At 62.2% G+C, this 14,080-nt stretch carries 11 protein-coding genes; 7 read left to right on the top strand and 4 right to left on the bottom strand.

What is annotated here, in order from left to right; translation table 11 throughout:
• The first annotated feature begins 46 nt into the window (after window positions 1–46).
• The 6 genes from NKJ28_RS13485 (at window position 47) to NKJ28_RS13510 (ending at window position 7,629) form a co-directional block, all read left to right on the top strand.
• Window positions 47–931 carry a carbohydrate ABC transporter permease gene (locus NKJ28_RS13485; RefSeq protein WP_023677182.1) on the top strand — a complete coding sequence of 295 codons (885 nt, stop codon included), beginning with the start codon at window positions 47–49 and terminating at the stop codon, window positions 929–931.
• Complete coding sequence (locus NKJ28_RS13490; RefSeq protein WP_352576430.1) at window positions 931–1,782, top strand: carbohydrate ABC transporter permease; 852 nt, start codon at window positions 931–933, stop codon at window positions 1,780–1,782. The genes NKJ28_RS13485 and NKJ28_RS13490 overlap by 1 nt, the downstream gene beginning before the upstream one ends.
• A 58-nt stretch (window positions 1,783–1,840) precedes the next feature.
• The gene (locus NKJ28_RS13495; RefSeq protein WP_352455369.1) at window positions 1,841–2,980 is read left to right on the top strand and encodes an ABC transporter ATP-binding protein; all 1,140 of its coding nucleotides are present in this window, start codon (window positions 1,841–1,843) and stop codon (window positions 2,978–2,980) included.
• 18 nt (window positions 2,981–2,998) lie between these two features.
• Window positions 2,999–5,140, top strand: coding sequence for a beta-galactosidase (locus NKJ28_RS13500; RefSeq protein ID WP_352635924.1), 2,142 nt, complete (start codon window positions 2,999–3,001; stop codon window positions 5,138–5,140).
• Between the two features lie 223 nt (window positions 5,141–5,363).
• Window positions 5,364–6,605 (top strand): acyl-CoA dehydrogenase family protein, encoded by a 1,242-nt coding sequence (locus tag NKJ28_RS13505; protein WP_352636084.1) that lies wholly within the window; start codon window positions 5,364–5,366, stop codon window positions 6,603–6,605.
• A gap of 7 nt (window positions 6,606–6,612) precedes the next feature.
• A complete protein-coding gene (locus NKJ28_RS13510) occupies window positions 6,613–7,629 on the top strand; it encodes a phosphotransferase family protein (RefSeq protein ID WP_352636086.1) in 1,017 nt (338 codons plus the stop codon).
• Between the two features lie 43 nt (window positions 7,630–7,672).
• Here the strand turns inward: NKJ28_RS13510 and ftsZ are convergent, their stop codons facing one another.
• Both ftsZ and NKJ28_RS13520 read right to left on the bottom strand, forming a co-directional pair.
• Window positions 7,673–8,680 carry a cell division protein FtsZ gene (ftsZ, locus tag NKJ28_RS13515; RefSeq protein ID WP_023677189.1) on the bottom strand — a complete coding sequence of 336 codons (1,008 nt, stop codon included), beginning with the start codon at window positions 8,678–8,680 and terminating at the stop codon, window positions 7,673–7,675.
• Window positions 8,681–8,902: 222 nt separating this feature from the next.
• The gene (locus NKJ28_RS13520) at window positions 8,903–10,021 is read right to left on the bottom strand and encodes an NAD(P)/FAD-dependent oxidoreductase (protein ID WP_352622238.1); all 1,119 of its coding nucleotides are present in this window, start codon (window positions 10,019–10,021) and stop codon (window positions 8,903–8,905) included.
• Between the two features lie 167 nt (window positions 10,022–10,188).
• Here NKJ28_RS13520 and NKJ28_RS13525 point away from each other — a divergent pair, with 167 nt between their 5' ends.
• On the top strand, window positions 10,189–11,565 hold the full coding sequence (locus NKJ28_RS13525) for an aspartate aminotransferase family protein (RefSeq protein WP_352635926.1): 1,377 nt from the start codon (window positions 10,189–10,191) through the stop codon (window positions 11,563–11,565).
• A gap of 87 nt (window positions 11,566–11,652) precedes the next feature.
• Here the strand turns inward: NKJ28_RS13525 and NKJ28_RS13530 are convergent, their stop codons facing one another.
• Both NKJ28_RS13530 and NKJ28_RS13535 read right to left on the bottom strand, forming a co-directional pair.
• Window positions 11,653–12,765, bottom strand: coding sequence for a nucleotidyltransferase family protein (locus NKJ28_RS13530; RefSeq protein ID WP_352635928.1), 1,113 nt, complete (start codon window positions 12,763–12,765; stop codon window positions 11,653–11,655).
• Window positions 12,766–12,912: 147 nt separating this feature from the next.
• Window positions 12,913–14,079: an alcohol dehydrogenase family protein gene (locus NKJ28_RS13535; RefSeq protein ID WP_352635930.1), complete on the bottom strand. Its 1,167-nt coding sequence runs from the start codon at window positions 14,077–14,079 to the stop codon at window positions 12,913–12,915.
• Window position 14,080 lies beyond the last annotated feature (1 nt).

Here is a 14,080-nt window from a genome sequence, read left to right on the forward strand (position 1 = left end):
TTCGTGCTCTGCTCCCCGATGCTTTCCGTGAATGAGGTCTCCCAAAATGACGAAGCTTTGGCGCCGCCATCGCTGGTGGCTGACACCGACACTTCTGATTCTGCCCGCCGCTGTGCTGTTTTCCGTCGTCATTCTGGCATCTGCGGTCGAGAGCCTATGGATCAGCCTGCACGAATGGGACGGCTTCAGCCCGATGGTCTGGATCGGCCTCGGCAACTACCGCGAACTGTTCGCCGACCCGCAGTTCTATGTTTCGCTGAAGAACAATCTGATCTGGTTGGTGATGTTCATGCTGGCGCCGCCGCTCGGCCTCGCCATCGCGCTGCTCGTCAACCAGAAAATCCGCGGCATGCGCCTGCTCAAATCGCTGTTCTTCATTCCGCTGGTGCTGGCTTCGGTTGCCGTCGGCGTGGTCTTCACCTGGGTCTATACGCCGGAATTCGGACTTCTCGCCCTGATCTTCCGCACCTTCGGCGCGACCGCCCCGGCAGTGCTGTCGGATGAAAATTTCGTCACCTTCGCCGTCGTGATCGCAGCGTTGTGGCCGCAGATCGCCTTCTGCATGGTGCTCTATCTCGCCGGCCTCAACAATCTCAGCGAGGACCTGATCGGCGCCGGGCGGGTCGACGGCGCCAGGGGCTGGAACATGCTGCGCCACATCGTGTTGCCGCAGCTGACGCAGGTCACCTTTATCGCCATCGCCGTCACTGTCGTCGGCGCACTGCGTTCCTTCGACATGGTCTCGGTGATGACCAGCGGCGGCCCCTTCGGTTCGTCCGAGGTGCTTGCCTATCAGATGTTCGAGCAGTCCATATTTTCCTACCGCTTCGGCTATGGCGCGGCCATTGCCTCGGTGCTGTTCGTGATCATGGCGGTCTTCATCGCCTGGTACCTGACGCGGATGATCCGCGCCGATGAAAGAGGCGGCTGATGTTTCCCCGCCCGATTCCCGAGATTGCTATTTGGCAGCGTGGCCTCTATGTCGTGCTGGTGGTCGGCATCCTGATTGTCTGGCTGGCGCCGCTCTTTGCCATCATCCTTACCTCGTTCCGCTCTACGCAGGATGTCATGGGCGGCAATCTGTGGGGCTGGCCGACCCAATTCGGCCTGGTCGACAACTACACGGCGGTCTTCACCCAGACGCCGATGGCCCGCTACTTCCTCAACAGCCTGACGATCACCATCCCCTCGGTGATCGGCGTTCTCATCTTGAGCACGCTCGCCGGGTTCGTGCTCGCCCGTTACCGTTTTCGCGGCAACATGCTCGTCTTCGCCCTGTTCGTCGGCGGAAACTTCCTGCCGCACCAGATCATGATGATCCCGGTGCGCGATCTCATGGTGCGGCTCAACCTCTACGACACGATGGCCGCCCTGATCATCTTCCACATCGCCTTCCAGACCGGGTTTGCGACACTGTTCATGCGCAACTTCATCGCCGCGTTGCCGGGAGAACTGTTTCAGGCCGCCAGGGCCGAGGGCGCGACACCGTTTCAGACATTGGTACATGTCGTGGTGCCGCTGGTGCGGCCGGCTCTTGCGGCGCTGGCGATCCTGCTCTTCACCTTCATCTGGAACGATTATTTCTGGGCGGTCGTGCTCACCATCAGCGATACCGTCAAACCGGTAACCGCCGGCCTGGCCAACCTGCGCGGCGAATGGGTTTCGGCCTGGAACTTGATCTCGGCCGGAACCATCGTTGTGGCTTTGCCGCCGGTTGCCATGTTCTTCCTAATGCAGAAGCACTTCATCACCGGCCTCACCATGGGAGCGGTCAAGGGATGAGCGACCATGGCTTCAAGGCGTCGCCCCGATCCGAAACTCATTTCGCAAGCAGGGCTCCATGACCAGTCTTGAACTCCGGCAGATACAAAAGAATTATGGCAGCTACCACGCGCTGCGCGGCATCGATCTCAGCGTCGAACAGGGCGAGTTCATTGTCACCGTCGGGCCGTCCGGCTGTGGCAAGTCAACGCTGTTGAAGATCATCGCCGGGCTTGAAACCGTCTCGACCGGTGAAATTCTCATCAACGGCCGTGATGTCACCACCACCGAGCCGGGTGAGCGCGGCATTGCCATGGTCTTCCAGTCCTATGCGCTTTACCCGCATATGACGGTCGCCGAGAACATGGGTTTCGGCCTGCGCATGGCGCATCGCCCCAAGGCCGAGATCGATGCCGCCGTGCTGCGAGCCGCCAAGATCCTTCGCATTACCGACCAGCTCGACAAGCGGCCGAAACAGCTTTCCGGCGGCCAGCGTCAGCGTGTGGCGATCGGCCGTGCCATAACCCGCTCGCCCGACGTGTTCCTGTTCGACGAACCGCTATCCAACCTTGACGCAGCGCTGCGCACGCAGATGCGCGTCGAGCTTTCCGATCTGCACGCCAGGCTCGGCGCCACCATGGTCTATGTCACGCACGACCAGACCGAGGCGATGACAATGGCGAGCCGTATCGTCGTGCTCAATCGCGGCTCGGTCGAGCAGGTGGGCGCTCCGCTCGAACTCTACCGCAATCCGGCCAATCTCTTCGTCGCGGGCTTCCTCGGCGCACCCCGAATGAATTTTTTCGAAGTGACCGTCGCCGCTGTCTCCGGCGGCGCCGCCACGCTGTCGACCGCCGGCCTTTCTCCTTTGACTGTCGAACTGACGGAAGCGGCATCCGTACAGGTCGGCGATAGGGTGACGATGGGGATTCGGCCGGAGAGCATCAGCTTGGCCGCGGAAGGGACGGCGAGTTTTGCCGGACGGGTACGGCTGGTCGAGCATCTCGGCCGCGAGACCATCCTCTATGCCGACGCCGGCCCGCTGCAATGCGTCAGTTCCGAAAGCGGCAGCGGCAACGTCACCGTCCAGATCGGCCATGCGAGTGCCGTCGCCGCCGATGCGACCGTCGGCTTCAAGGTCGAGCCGCGTGACGTCTATCTCTTTTCCTCTGTCGATGAGCGGACAATCAGTGCCCGCAAATCCACCATCACCGACTGACCTGCAGGAGTATCCTTCGTGAACAAGACTTCAAACGGCCGCGCCCTGTCGGTCTGGCGCACGATCCAGACCGACCGCTTTCTGGTCGGCGCGCCGCATTACCCCGAGCATGTGGACGAGAGTTACTGGGACAATGACGCCAGGCGCATGGCCGAGGCCGGCTTCAACGTCGCCCGCCTCGGCGAATTCGCCTGGCACATTTTCGAACCGCGTGAAGGCATCTTCGATTTCAGCCTGTTCGACCGGGCAATCGAGGGGCTGGCGCGTCACGGCGTCAACACGATCTTGTGCACGCCGACCGCCACTCCGCCGCGCTGGCTGACCGCAAAGCATCCGGAAATCCTGCGGCTTGATGGAAATGGCCGGTCGATGGGCCACGGCTCGCGCCAGTATGCCGACACCAGCAGCCCGGTGTTTCGCGACTATAGCCGCAAGATCACCAACGCGATGGCGGACCACTACCGCGACAATGCAAATGTCATAGGCTGGCAGACCGACAACGAACTCAACACCAGCATGCCGGAATCCTATTCGCCGTCGGCATTGAAGGAATTCCAGGCTTATCTCCAGGAAACCTACAAGACGATAGACAGGCTGAACTTCGCCTGGGGTGGCGATTTCTGGGCGACGGCTTACGGCGATTTCAGCGAAATTGTCTTCCCGCTGGATTTTTCCCCGTCCTTTCCCGGTCCCGGTCACCTCCAGGACTACCACCGTTTTCTCGGCTTTTCGACAGCACGGTTCCAGCACGACCAGGTCGAGATCCTGAGAAAAGCGAATGCCAGTTGGTTCATCTTCCACAATCTCGGCGGATTGCGTGACATCGACTTTCGCGGCCAATTCTCCACCGATCTCGACTTCGTCGGCTACGACATCTATCCGTTCCTCTATGACGAGTTCTTTCGCCTCGGCAATCACGCCAAGATCCAGGCGCTGCATCTCGACATCTGCCGGGGATTTTCCGGCAACTACATAGTGCCGGAACAACAGTCGGGTTTTGGCGCCCAGCCGGGCTTCTGCACGCTGACGCCGGAGCCGGGCGAAATGCGACGCATGGCGATGTCGTCGGTTGCGCGTGGCGCCGATGGGATCATGTTCTTCCGCTGGCGTCCCGCACATTTCGGCGCCGAGATATACTGGATGGGCATCATCGATCACGATGATGTCGCTCGCCGCCGCTATGACGAAGCCAGGCAGTTCGCCACCGAGATGACGGCGCTTAAAGACAAGATCCTAGGCACCCATGTGCGGATGGATGTCGGCATCGCCGGCTCGGACTTCGACAATCAGGAAGCCCACAAGACCTTCCCCATCGGCCTGCCAAGTCCGCAGGATGATGCAACCTTGCTGCATCAGTATTGCTATGACCGCGGCATCGCCTGCGGCTTCATCCACCCGGAAGACGATCTGTCGAAGCTCAAGGTGTTCTACGTGCCGCATTGGGTGATCTGGAAGGACAGCTGGACCGAGCGGCTGCAAGTCTTTGCCGAAAATGGCGGTACCGTCATCATCGGCGCGCGCACGGGAACCCGCGACGAAAACAACCACGTCATCCGCGACACAGCGCCGGGCCGGTCGCTGTCGAAGCTGACCGGCGTTCGCGTCGAGGATTTCGGGCGGCTGGCGGCACCTGGGGCCAATGGCCTGTTCAATACCATGTCGCGCTCCGGCGGGCTCGTCATTCCTCCCGACAGACCGGCCGAATCCAGCCGCCGTATCCGTCGTTTCACCGTCGGAAACCACGAGTTCGATGCCGGTTATTTCTATGAGAACCTTGCAGTCGAACCGGAAGTCGAAATTGTAGGGGTTTGGTCGAACCGCTACGCGGCAGGAACGCCTGCAATTACCTCCCGCGCCGTCGGCAAGGGCCGTGTGCTCTATGTCGGCACTTATCTAACCCCGGAGCTGACAGCTCAACTCGCTACGCGCACTTTCGTGGATGCGAATGTGGAGCCTCTGGTTCCGGATCTGCCGGACGGCGTCGAGGTCACGATGCGCGAGAATGACGAACGCCGGCTGCTGTTCGTGCAAAACGTCAAAGACACGCCCGTTGCGGTAACCGGCGTTCCCTTCGGCAGCAACCTGCTCGATAGCCAAGGACCTGTCTCCGGAGTGTTGACGCTGGACGGCTATGGCTGCGCTGTCCTCGAATTGATCTGAGCATTGTCGCGGACGTTAGCCATACGAAACCTGAGTACTCTTTGATCCTGGAATTCGACCGCCATCGGCAGCACGCCGGCATCGATCCATATCGAACCGGCGCTTTGACGTGCGCAGGGCTCCGTCAGCACACTGCTGTTGCTCGCATTCAATGACGGCAGTTACACTAGCGGCGCGACCATCGGAGCCGATGGCGGCATCTCGTTTCATCCTTGTGAGCGCCATGAATTTCGACATTTCCGTCCGAACCGAGGCCTTCCGCAGCCGGATCGCCGATTTCGTCGAGCGCGAAATCCTGCCGCTCGAGGCAGATAAGGCTTCCTACGACGGCCATGGCAATGTCGCGCTGCCGCTGCTCGAAACGCTGCGGGGCAAGGCGAAAGCAGCCGGCCTGTGGTGCCTGCAGCTCAAACCCGAGACCGGCGGGGCCGGCCTTTCCAAGGTGGATATGGCCGTCTGCTATGAAGAGATGAACCGCTCGATCTTCGGTCCGGTCGTGTTCAATTCCGCGGCCCCCGAGGATGGCAACATGATGGTGCTGGAGCGACTGGGAACGCCGGAGCAGAAGCAAAGATGGCTGAAGCCGATCGTCGAGGGCAAGGTGCGTTCGGCTTTCGCAATGACGGAACCGCATCCGGGCGGCGGCTCCGACCCGTCGATGATCATGACCAGAGCCGAACGGCGTGGCGACAGATATGTCGTCAAAGGCCGCAAATGGTTCATCACCGGCGCGCAAGAGGCGAGCCACTTCATTCTCATTGCGCGCACTTCGGACGATCCGCGTCACGGCCTTTCGGCCTTGCTGTTCCACAAGGACCAGCCGGGCTGGCGGATCGTGCGGCGCATCGAGATCATGGGACCGGAAGAACATGGCGGCCATTGCGAGTTGGAATTCGACGGCCTGGAAGTCCCGGTCGAGGACGTGCTTGCCGGCGAAGGCAGCGGCCTCCGGGTTACCCAGGTCCGGCTCGGTCCGGCGCGGCTCACCCATTGCATGCGTTGGCTCGGGCTTGCCAAGCGCTGCATCGAGATCGCGCGCGCCTATGCCGCCGAGCGTAGCGGTTTCGGGCAGCTTTTGGCCGACCGAGAGAGTATCCAGCTGATGCTCGGCGACCTTGCCATGCGCATCGAGATCGGGCGGCTGCTGGTGATGAAGGCGGCCTGGGAGCTCGATCGCGGCGGCTTTGCCCGCAAGGAGGTCTCCATGGCCAAGATCCAGGTCGCCAACGTGCTGCATGACGCCGCCGACGTGGCGATCCAGATCAACGGCGCCCGCGGCTATTCGAAAGACACTGTACTCGAATGGATCTACCGCTACGCCCGCCAGGCTCGCCTGGTCGACGGCGCCGACGAGGTCCACAAGATGGTGCTCAACCGCTTTCTCAACAAGGAAGGTGCGGGCTTCTGGCGCTGGCATGTCGAAGCCGGCAGACAAGACGAAACAGGTCGCGGCGGGAACCGCTGAGCCGGCAATGAGGATGGATTTCGATCCGGTACGCCTGGAGGATTTTCTGAGAGCGCATTTTGGCGATGGCCAAATGTCGCTTGAGCGGATCGTCGGCGGCCAATCCAACCCGACCTATTTCGTCGACTATGGCGGCCGCCGCATGGTTCTGCGCAAGAAACCCCCGGGACCGATCCTGCGCAGCGCTCATGCAGTCGATCGCGAGTACCGGGTGATCGAGGCGCTAGCATCGACAAAGGTGCCGGTGCCGCGGCCGGTGCTCTATCACGACGGCGACGAGCCGCTCGGCACGCCGTTCTATCTGATGCAGCGGCTCGACGGCCGGGTGTTCCACGATGGCGCGTTGCCGGGACTGGCGCCGGACGAGCGGCGCGGCATCTATTTCGGCATGGCCGAGGCGCTGGCAAAGCTGCACGCAGTCCGGCCGGAAGAGGTCGGGCTCGGCGACTATGGCCGTCCCGGGAACTATTTTGAGCGACAGATCGCGCGCTGGACCAGACAGTTGCGGGAATCGCCGAGCGAGCGCATTGCCGCGCTCGAAGCCGTCGCCGAATGGTTGCCGCGACATCTTCCGCCAGATGACGGCCGCGTCTCGATCGCGCATGGCGATTTCCGTCTCGGCAATCTCATCTTCCATCCCGAGCGGCCCGAGGTGATCGGCATTCTCGACTGGGAATTGTCGACGCTTGGTCATCCGCTTGCCGATGTCGGCTTCTGCTCGATGCCCTGGCATTCCTCATCGGACGAATATGGCGGCATCCTCGGCCTTGATCAGGCAGCCCTCGGGATTCCGACACAGCGCGAATTCCTCGATCATTACTTCGCCCACGCCGTGCCGACGGCGCCGCTGCAGCGGTTCCATCTGGTGTTTGCCATGTTCCGCTTTGCCGTGATCTTCGTCGGCATCGCCGACCGCGTGCTGGCCGGCAGCGCGGTTGCGGCCGATGCGGCGGATGTGGCACCGCTGGCCGGCCGTTTTGCTGCACGCGCCATGGAAGTCATCGACGGCGCGCGGCCCTGGTGACGCGAGGCTGGCAGTCGGCTGAGCGAGTTGCAGCGATACGCGTTCAGTTCATGCGAACTTCCGGTTCGGCAAGCAGTGGAATCTCCAAGCCACGCCGCAAGCCGGTCGCCACGACCGACACCCTGAATTTTCCGGCGAGTGCCTTGTCGAAGATGGCGCCGACGATGATGTCGGCATCGTTGTCGACCTCCTCGCGGATGCGGGTAGCGGCTTCGTCGACCTCGAACAGCGTCATGTCCATGCCGCCCGATATCGAGACAAGGACGCCCTTGGCGCCCATCATCGAAGCTTCGTCGAGCAGCGGGTTGGCGATTGCCGCTTCCGCTGCCTTCTTGGCGCGGCCTTCTCCGGCGGCTTCGCCGGTTCCCATCATGGCGCGGCCCATGTCGCGCATCACCGACTTCACATCGGCGAAGTCGAGATTGATCAGGCCTTCCTTGACGATCAGATCGGTGATGCAGCCGACACCCGCATAGAGGACCCGGTCGGCCATGGCGAAGGCGTCGGCGAACGTGGTTCTGGCGTCGGCGATCCTGAACAGGTTCTGGTTGGGAATGACGATGACGGTATCGGCGCTTTCGCGCAGGCGCTCGATGCCCTCATCGGCAGCGTACATGCGGCGCCTGCCTTCGAAGACGAATGGCTTGGTGACGACGGCAACGGTCAGTATTCCGGCTGCCCGCGCTGCCTGCGCTATCACAGGCGCGGCACCAGTGCCGGTTCCGCCTCCCATGCCGGCGGTCACGAAGCACATGTGCGTTCCAGCAAGGTGATCCATGATCTCGTCGATGGATTCCACGGCCGCAGCACGGCCGACCTCGGGCAGGGACCCGGCGCCGAGACCTTCGGTGATATGAGCGCCCAACTGGATCAGCCTCGTTGCCTTCGACATGGCAAGGGCCTGGGCATCGGTGTTGGCGACGATGAATTCCGCGCCCTGCAGGCCTTCGGCGATCATGTTGTTGACGGCGTTGCCGCCGCCGCCGCCGACCCCGACGACGGTGATCTTGGGCCTCATCTCCGAGATTACCGGCCTCGTCGCGGTGTTCATTGCCGTTCTCCCTGGATACGCCGAGTGGTCGCTGGAAGCTTGTCCCGGGCGCACTGCGAAAACTCTGAACCGGGCAGTGCGAATCAGGACAGCCCCAGAATGCAGGGAATCAGAGCGCGGAGCGGGCTGCAAGTGCGCGATGTGCCTCATAGGGGACTTGCGTCTGAAAGTTCACGCAATGCGCCTTGATACAGTGCAGATCGCGGCGCGGGGCGCCGCACGCTACAACTTCGGCGCGAGGCACTGCGCGACATGGTCGGCAATCGTCAGGCAGGAGGTCAGGCCGGGGCTTTCGATGCCGAACAGGTTGACCAGGCTATCCACGCCGTGCACCGCCACGTCCTGGACGACGAAGTCGGCATTGGCCTCACCGGGACCGGACAGTTTTGGCCGGATGCCGCTGTAAGCGGGTTGCAGGCTGCCATCGGCCAGGTCCGGCCAGTATTTGCGGATCTCGCTGTAGAAGCGCTCGCCACGAGCCGGGTCGACGCGATAGTCGAGTTGATCGGTCCATTCGACGTCCGGCCCGAAGCGGGCGACGCCATCAAGGTCGAGTGTCAGATGAACACCGAGCCCGCCGGGTTCGGGCACCGGATAGACCAATCGCGAGAACGGCGCCCGGCCGGCCACCGAAAAATAATTGCCCTTGGCATAATGGAGCTTTGGCACGAATTGCTGATTGAGCCCTTCAAGCGAACCGGCAAGTGCTGCGGCGCCAAGCCCGGCGGCATTGACGAAACGCGGAGTGGCGATCTCGAAGCGCTCGCCGCCGGCAGCGTCCACCGTCTCGAGCACGACGCGGCCTGCTTCGATGCGGCCGGAGGCGATGCGCGTGTTGAGACTAAGTGCCGCCCCGTGCTCCTCGGCGTCGCCCAACAGGGCGAGCATCAGGGCATGGCTGTCGATGATGCCGGTGGCGGGCGACAGCAGCGCCGCCGTGCACTTAAGGCTGGGCTCCAGCGTATGCGCCTCGGCTTCGCTCAAGCGCAACAGGTCGCCGGCGCCGCAAGCGCGTGCATTGGCCCGGATTGAGGCGAGCACCGGCTCCTGTTCGGCATTTGTGGCAACGATGAGCTTGCCGCAGCGCGCGTGCGGGATCGCCCGCTCCTCGCAATAGCGATAGAGTCTTTCCCGGCCGGCCACGCAGAACCGGGCTTTCAGCGATCCAACCGGATAGTGGAGGCCGGCATGGATGACCTCGGAATTGCGCGAACTTGTCCCGGTGCCGATAGCGCTCTCGGCTTCCAGGACCAGCGTATCGATGCCGCGCTGCGCCATCTCTCGCGCGATCGCCAGGCCAACAACGCCGGCGCCGGCGACAATGCAGTCGACATGGTCCACGGTCAGGTCAAGCCGAAGTTCTGCATGCGTCCATCCATCCGCTGGCCCTGTCGAAAGCGCTTGACACTATACCGTTCGAGAAAGATGCATCAAACGGCATAATGCACGGGGACCTGCCGAGCCGGACCGGCGGCAGGACTGTTTCCGCGTGCAGCACAGGAGCCATCATGGACGCACGACCGAATTCTCCCGAAGCCCGCGACATAAGCTTTCACATGCATGGCTATACGAATGCGCGCAAGCATCAGGAATCGGGGCCGCTCATTATCGAGAAGGGCGACGGCATCTATGTCGAGGACCTCGCCGGCAACCGTTATATCGAGGCGATGGCCGGGCTTTGGAGCGTCGCGGTCGGTTTTTCGGAGAAGCGGCTGGTCGATGCGGCAGTACGGCAAATGTCGAAGCTGCCTTACTATCACGATTTCGGCTCCAAATCGCATTCGCCGCTGATCGATCTCGCCGAGAGACTGGTGCAGATGGCGCCGGTGCCGATGAGCAAGGCGTATTTCACCAATTCCGGCTCCGAGGCCAACGATACGGCCATGAAGATGATCTGGTACCGGTCGAATGCGCTCGGCCAGCCGGCGCGCAAGAAGATCATCAGCCGCAAGAAGGGCTATCACGGCGTCACCATCGCCTCGGCAAGCCTGACCGGACTGCCCAACAACCACACTTCGTTCGATCTGCCGATCGCCAATGTGCTGCACACCTCGACGCCGCACCATTGGCGCGAGGCGCTGCCGGGTGAAAGCGAAGAGCTGTTTTCGAGCCGGCTTGCCGACGAGCTGGAAAAGCTGATCCTCGCCGAAGGACCGGAAACCATCGCCGCCTTTTTCGGCGAACCGATCATGGGCGCCGGCGGCGTCATCGTTCCGCCGGCCGGCTACTGGGAGAAGATTCAGGCGGTGCTGTCGAGATACGACATCCTGCTCATCGCCGACGAGGTGATCTGCGGCTTTGGCCGAACAGGTGAGATGTTCGGCTCGCAGACCTTCGGCATCAGGCCCGACATCATGGTGTTGTCGAAACAGATCTCTTCGTCCTACCTGCCGATCTCAGCCCTGCTGATCAACGACAAGGTATTCGAGCCGATCGCCGACGAAAGCAACCGTATCGGCACCTTCGGCCACGGTTTCACCGGCGGCGGCCATCCTGTTGCGGCAGCGGTCGCGCTCGAGAACCTGAAGCTGATCGAGGAGCGCGACCTTGTCGGCAATGCGCGTGCGGTCGGCGCGCATTTGCAGAAGCGGCTGCGCACGCTCGCTTCGCACCCGCTTGTCGGCGAGGTGCGCGGCATCGGCCTGGTCGCGGCGGTCGAGCTGGTCGGCGACAAGGCAAACAAGACGCCGTGGGGGAAGACCGGTGAACTGGGCGGGCTCGTCAACGGCTTCATGCAGCAGAACGGCGTCATCTCGCGCAATATGGGCGATGCGCTGGCTTTCTGCCCGCCGCTGATCATCACCGAGCCGCAGGTCGACCAGGTGATCGACGCGTTTGAACGGTCGCTCGAGGCTGCCGTCAAGCAGGTCCGATCGCAGAGCTGAATAGGCAAAGTCGATTTTGAAACCTGAAAACAAAAACGCCTCGGCGACGGCTGGCATAAGGTTACCCTCCACACCCGTTGCTGCCGTTTAGTCTCCGTGCTTTGTTTTCGCAGATGAGCCGCTGAATCCTTCCAGTTCCTCGCCGATTCCTGAAAGTGCGTTGACGATCGTCGCCTCGACGTCGCCACGCTGTTTCTGGGGAATCAAGCCAAGTCCTTTTTGTATCGCTTCACGCCAATGTTTCCCCCTGTCCCACGCTTCCGAAAACGCGATGGCGAGATCGTCCTGGCGACGGGTAGCTTCCAGTGCCTCGACCAGAAGTGCTACCTGGTGGACATCCTTTTCCCGCTTGCCTACGCCGTTTGCGTTGTTCTGTCGGCGCGAGGCAACGATCAGCTTGTGAACCGCATATCGTCCGGGCGACGGTACCACGACAGGCACTCCCGATCGATGCAGCAGCACAGTTCTGATTGGTTCGTGGATCAGGAAATCGAGAAACCGAAGAGGCTGCGCGGATGCACCGCCCAAAGACGGCATCGAGGTTGCATGATCGGCGTAGTCATCGCTGCCCGTGTTCGGTGTAAGGAACTCGACCTTGTATCGGACTGCGTTCTCGAATTGCGTCGCGTGTCCGGGATCTGATCTGTGAGGGATTTCCCTGAAGGTTGGGTCGATCTCCCTCAAGATTTCGAGGATGGGCGGCAGGCTGTCCTCGACCGCGGCCGACACGGAATGGAATAGGGCGAAGTCTGCATCGCCCGTCTGCAACGCTGCACCGGGCAGCTTCACGCCCAGATAGCCCGCGTAGGACTGAAAGGCGACTGTGCCGACCAGGACGCCGCGCAAGCGGAAGATGCCAGCCTTCCCCAGCGCCTCGACGACATCCCCGGTGAACCTTTCGGGTTCTGTCAGCCCTGCCTCGCGCACGAGCGTGGATACCAGCTTCCTGCGGGCGCGGAGGTCGTCCTTGATCTGACGGAAGGATTCAACGCGTTTTGCAATCTCGGGATCGCTGTCAGGCCCGACATATCGTCGCGTCTTCGTCGGCTGCGTTTCCTCGAAATACCAGTATACCTTGCCCTTGACGGGCACCTTGACGAGATTGCCCGTCGTAGGGAAATCCGTTTCGAAGGCTGCGTCCAAGGATCGCTGGACGAGTTCCGCATACATCGTGCGGTAAACGAGGTCGACCGTCTTCATGTCGGGCGGCTCCGGTTATAAGAAAAATGCGGTTCTCTTATAGCGCCATGACCTCAAGGGACGCAAGCGGGGGTTATAAGAAAATCGCGAAAACCTTATAACGCCGCAGGAGAGGTCAGGAATCCTTGTTGCCGGCGTGCAGCCAAATCAGAATGGGTTTTGCTCATTCCGCGTCGACGAACGGCCCGAGCCTGTCATAGGCGTTTGTGGTCGACGCGCTATTTTTGCGGCCGCATCCGGAACGACCACCAGCTTGCCGACGAAATCCTTGGCGATGAAATCCGCCTGGGCGCGATGGAAATCGGACAGCTTGTAGACGCCGCCGACCAGCGGCCGGATTTTCTTGTCCTCGATGTAGCGCACTATGCGGCGGAAATCCGCCCGCGTGCCCTGGCTCGAGCCATGCAGTTGCAGCTGTTTCAGATACATGGTGCGCAGATCCAGCTGCACGACCGGGCCGGCAATTGCACCAGCCGTGGTATAGCGGCCTTCCGGCCTCAAGATGCGCAGGAGGTCGTTGAAGATCGCGCCGCCGACCAGATCGGCCACCACGTCGATCGGCTGGCCCCCGGTCGCCGCGCTGACGGCGGCCGGCAGATCGGCAACGCCACGGGTGATCACCGCCTCGGCGCCGATGTCACGCACGGCCTGTTCCTTGCCCTTGCCGGCAACCGCATAGGGAATGGCGCCGCGCGCCCGCGCCAGCTGCACGATGCCCGAGCCGACGCCGCCCGAGGCGCCGGTGACCAGCACACGCTCGCCGGCTTTCAATGCGGCGCGTTCCAACATCTGCTCGCCGGTGAGATAGGCGCAGCAGAAAGTGGCAAGCTCGACATCGCTCAGATCGGTGTCGACGACATGGGCGTTTTCGGACGGTACTGCCTGGTATTCGGCATAGCCGCCGTCACGGCCATGGCCCATATAGTCGATGTCGGCGAGTGAATCGTCGTCGCGATTGTAGATGGAGAAATCGACCATCACCCGCTCGCCGATGCGGGCCGGCGACACGCCGTCGCCGACGGCAATGATGTTGCCGACCGTGTCGGTGCCCTGGATGCGCGGGAAGCTCAGCGTATTGCCCTGACGACGCCAGGTCGACACAGCGGCGGCATCCTCCTCCGTTCCATAGGCGCCCTGGCGCACCCAGACGTCGGTGTTGTTCATGCCGCAAGCGGTGACCTTGACCAGCACCTCGCCCCGGGCGGGCGAGGGCACTTTCACGTCGGTGCGGTAGACGAGCTTTTCCGGTCCGCCGTGCCCGATCAGCTGCACGGCGGCCATGGTGGCGGGGAGGGTTTTGGTCATGGCATTCATG

The organism is Mesorhizobium sp. M0145 (assembly GCF_040322355.1).
Classification (GTDB): Bacteria; Pseudomonadota; Alphaproteobacteria; order Rhizobiales; family Rhizobiaceae; genus Mesorhizobium.

Bases quoted from the DNA above. Each gene is read 5' to 3' on its own strand.
- NKJ28_RS13510 (WP_352636086.1), top strand. From the start codon at position 6,613: ATGAGGATGGATTTCGATCCGGTACGCCTGGAGGATTTTCTGAGAGCG.
- ftsZ (WP_023677189.1), bottom strand. From the start codon at position 8,680: ATGAACACCGCGACGAGGCCGGTAATCTCGGAGATGAGGCCCAAGATC.
- NKJ28_RS13535 (WP_352635930.1), bottom strand. From the start codon at position 14,079: ATGAATGCCATGACCAAAACCCTCCCCGCCACCATGGCCGCCGTGCAG.
- NKJ28_RS13505 (WP_352636084.1), top strand. From the start codon at position 5,364: ATGAATTTCGACATTTCCGTCCGAACCGAGGCCTTCCGCAGCCGGATC.
- NKJ28_RS13485 (WP_023677182.1), top strand. From the start codon at position 47: ATGACGAAGCTTTGGCGCCGCCATCGCTGGTGGCTGACACCGACACTT.
- NKJ28_RS13495 (WP_352455369.1), top strand. From the start codon at position 1,841: ATGACCAGTCTTGAACTCCGGCAGATACAAAAGAATTATGGCAGCTAC.
- NKJ28_RS13530 (WP_352635928.1), bottom strand. From the start codon at position 12,765: ATGAAGACGGTCGACCTCGTTTACCGCACGATGTATGCGGAACTCGTC.
- NKJ28_RS13490 (WP_352576430.1), top strand. From the start codon at position 931: ATGTTTCCCCGCCCGATTCCCGAGATTGCTATTTGGCAGCGTGGCCTC.
- NKJ28_RS13525 (WP_352635926.1), top strand. From the start codon at position 10,189: ATGGACGCACGACCGAATTCTCCCGAAGCCCGCGACATAAGCTTTCAC.